General features: G+C 45.5%; 1 protein-coding gene. It reads left to right on the forward strand.

Translation table 11 applies throughout. From position 1 onward, the window contains the following. On the forward strand, positions 1 to 246 hold a 246-nt coding region (locus tag A3750_RS04120; RefSeq protein WP_197474875.1), incomplete at both ends, for a 3,4-dihydroxy-2-butanone-4-phosphate synthase.

Below are 246 nucleotides of genomic sequence, written 5' to 3' on the forward strand. Positions count from 1 at the left end.
AGGCGGGTTGTGATCTAGCTAGAATGGCTGGCTTTGAAGCGTCATCGGTGATTGTAGAGATAATGAACGAAGACGGAACGATGGCGCGACGCCCTGATTTGGAAGAGTTTGCGAAAAAACACGATCTTAAAATCGGCACCATTGCTGATATGATCCATTATCGCGCTTTGAATGAGCAGACTGTTGTCAGGCAAGAGGAGCATCGAATTGAAACGGAGCATGGTGATTTTAATCTGATTACCTACA

It is taken from the genome of Oleiphilus sp. HI0079, from assembly GCF_001635105.1.